The following is a 2,598-nucleotide window of genomic DNA, read 5'->3' on the forward strand; positions in this document are numbered from 1 at the left end:
ATGTGAACCTGTAACAAGACACCAGTTGTTTCTTCATCCTGACATTCCCTATACCTCCCATAATAGTTCTATGTGTTTTCCTGCTGACCTGGATGAGCAATTTTTGAGCACTTTAATAGATTATGCTTCTAATTTTTTAGCTACAGAAAGTGCAGAGGGTTCAGATCCTGGTCTGTGTATTGCTTGTGTTGATCAGATTAATGAGCTGGAATTACTGTTAACCTTTGGGCAACAAGCTAAGAGGGAGGTATTAACAAAAGGAAACGCTTATGAACTTGCAAAAAAATTAGGAATTCACCTTTCGGAACATGGTGGAACAGGCCAGGGTATTATAGGAGCCCTTGCAGGAGTGGGGTTGAGACTGACCGGTAATGACGGCCGCATCAAGGGAAAATTAAAAATAGAAACAGTCAATAATCAAGCATCTGTTAGAGATATTATTGATCAAACCAAGATTGATTTAGTTAGAAGCCTTAATGGTATTGTACTGGAGAGTGATGAGTTAGTTAATTTCGATAATGACTGGGTAAAAGTGGTTCTCTTAGATGGAAAACTTGTCCTCCCGGTATCAACAGGAAACATGGAAACTGTAGATGGAGCAAAGTGGCAAATCTGTACGAAGCAGCAATTAAAAGATTTTTAAGTGGGGTGTCGGTAATGTGGTGGCGTTTAAATGAGCGCGGCGAAAAAGAATTTAGGGGTAACAAAGATAGTTGGCTGGAAGCGGCCGGTTTAGCTCAACAATGCAGCGGATTTAAAACAGATGTCGAAGAGGAACTGGTAAGCGATGAGCCTGTTTCCTGTTATAACTGCAGGTACAGAAGGTGGACAAATAAATCCTTTATCTGTAGATGGCTGTAACCGTCGTATAGTTCTTGCGCTATCAACAACTTATATTTAAAAGGGTCGTCGCGGTGTTTGGATTGTTACCATTGGTACACTTTCAGTTGCAGTGGCAGCGTTCCTTCTATATGGAAAAAGAGAAAGTAGAATTAGTGAGTAACTGAGAGGAGGAAATTTCTGTGTCTAATTTTTCCAAAAAGGCAAGTCAATCAAAAATCTTTTATTTGATTATTGCCCTTATTTTCGCTTTGAGTATTTTTTCCTGGCCCTGCACTGTGTCTGCGGCAGGTGGAATCGGGGGAGGAGGAGGCGGAGGTACCGGGAGCACCCAACTGATTTTTACCAGTGCTTCTCTGGCAACTCTGGATCTTGCTAATCAGACTGCTGCCCCCGGAGAAAGTATCACCGATCTCAGTACGGTAATACCGGTAAATCCGACAATTAAAATTGTGTTTAGTAATAATGTTACCGGGGATGCAAACTGGGCAAATAATCAAAACTGCATACATCTGACTGAAGTGTCTGACCCGGCCACCAGTATTCCGCTCACAGTCACCCGGCTGGGCGGAGGCAGCTCAAGCAGCCCGGAGAAGAATAACATATATATTCAGCCCAACGCCGAGTTAACTTTGGGCGGTCACTATCGGCTCCATTTTGATTCAACTTTAAAGGCTAATAATACCTCACTGCCTTTTAATGGGTATAATGGCCAATTCATTTATGACAAGTACGGCAGTCCTGGCACCGTCGGGTGATCGGAACATGGTGGATGCACTGGCTTCTTCCAGTCTTGCCAAAGCTATTGATGGCCCAATACTGCTTGCTGACTATGACTCGGTACCTGCCGGTACAATGAGTGAATTAAAAAAGCTGGGAGTAACTAAGGTTTATTTGGTAAGTGGAACAGCAGTTATTTCCGCTCAAGTCGAGAGCCAGCTTACTGCAGCCGATATTCAAGCTGTAAGACTAGGTGGCTATGATCGCTATGAAACAGCAGTAAATATTGCTAAGGAAGTCCAAAAGATTAAACCATTTCAAGAAGTTGCAGTGACTAATGCCTATGCCAATGTCGATGCCATCACTATTGCCCCGATTGCCGCCGCCAAAGGGATGTCCATTCTACTGGTTGATAAGGATTCCGTTCCGGCAGTTGTGTCCGATTTCATCGCAGCGACAGGGATCAATAAGACCTATATCATAGGCGGAACGGCAGTTGTATCCGACTCTGTAAAGGATACCTTGGCTAATGCAACGCGACTCGGTGGGTATGACCGTTTTGATACCAACGTAGAAGTGTTGAAGCATTTCGAAAACTTTATTATCGGTGGCAGCATGTACTTTGCCAATGGCAGTGACACGAGCCTGATAGACTCCTTAACAGGTGCTCCGCTGGCCGCAAAATTTGACGGGGCGATTGTCCTGTCGAATAGAGACTCCCTGCCAATTGGTACAAAAGGATTTATCCAGACGGATATCTTCCTTAAGAATCCTGTGATTCTTGGCGGAACTGCGGTAATGTCGGATGCGGTGGTTCAAAGCTTAGGCTATGGAACTGCTCCGTCCGGTCAGTCTGCAATTCTCAAGGGAGCTGTGGAATTAAATACGTCCAATGAAACACTTAAAGACGTAACCGTCAATGGAAACATTGTTATTAATGCAGATGGGGTAACTTTACAGAATGTCACTGTCAAGGGAACAGTATTTGTTGATCCCGGCAAGGACGGCTCTGCTGCTCTTGACGGTGTGCAAGCCACG

4 protein-coding genes are annotated in these 2,598 nt (G+C 44.2%); all 4 read left to right on the plus strand.

Annotation, left to right across the window (positions count from 1 at the left end; genetic code table 11):
• The coding region (locus tag AC6I5A_RS03950) for a hypothetical protein (protein ID WP_034611958.1) at positions 1-643 on the plus strand (643 nt) is incomplete at its 5' end.
• 14 nt (positions 644-657) lie between these two features.
• Positions 658-861: a hypothetical protein gene (locus AC6I5A_RS03955; RefSeq protein WP_034611961.1), complete on the plus strand. Its 204-nt coding sequence runs from the start codon at positions 658-660 to the stop codon at positions 859-861.
• 161 nt (positions 862-1,022) lie between these two features.
• Positions 1,023-1,598 carry an Ig-like domain-containing protein gene (locus AC6I5A_RS03960; RefSeq protein ID WP_034611962.1) on the plus strand — a complete coding sequence of 192 codons (576 nt, stop codon included), beginning with the start codon at positions 1,023-1,025 and terminating at the stop codon, positions 1,596-1,598.
• On the plus strand, positions 1,549-2,598 hold a 1,050-nt coding region (locus AC6I5A_RS03965), incomplete at its 3' end, for a cell wall-binding repeat-containing protein (RefSeq protein WP_497900478.1). The genes AC6I5A_RS03960 and AC6I5A_RS03965, both read left to right, overlap by 50 nt.

This window comes from Desulfosporosinus sp. Tol-M2, from assembly GCF_059735615.1.

What these genes read in the sequence shown, in the direction of transcription:
- AC6I5A_RS03955 (WP_034611961.1), top strand. Translation starts at nt 658, where the DNA reads ATGTGGTGGCGTTTAAATGAGCGCGGCGAAAAAGAATTTAGGGGTAAC.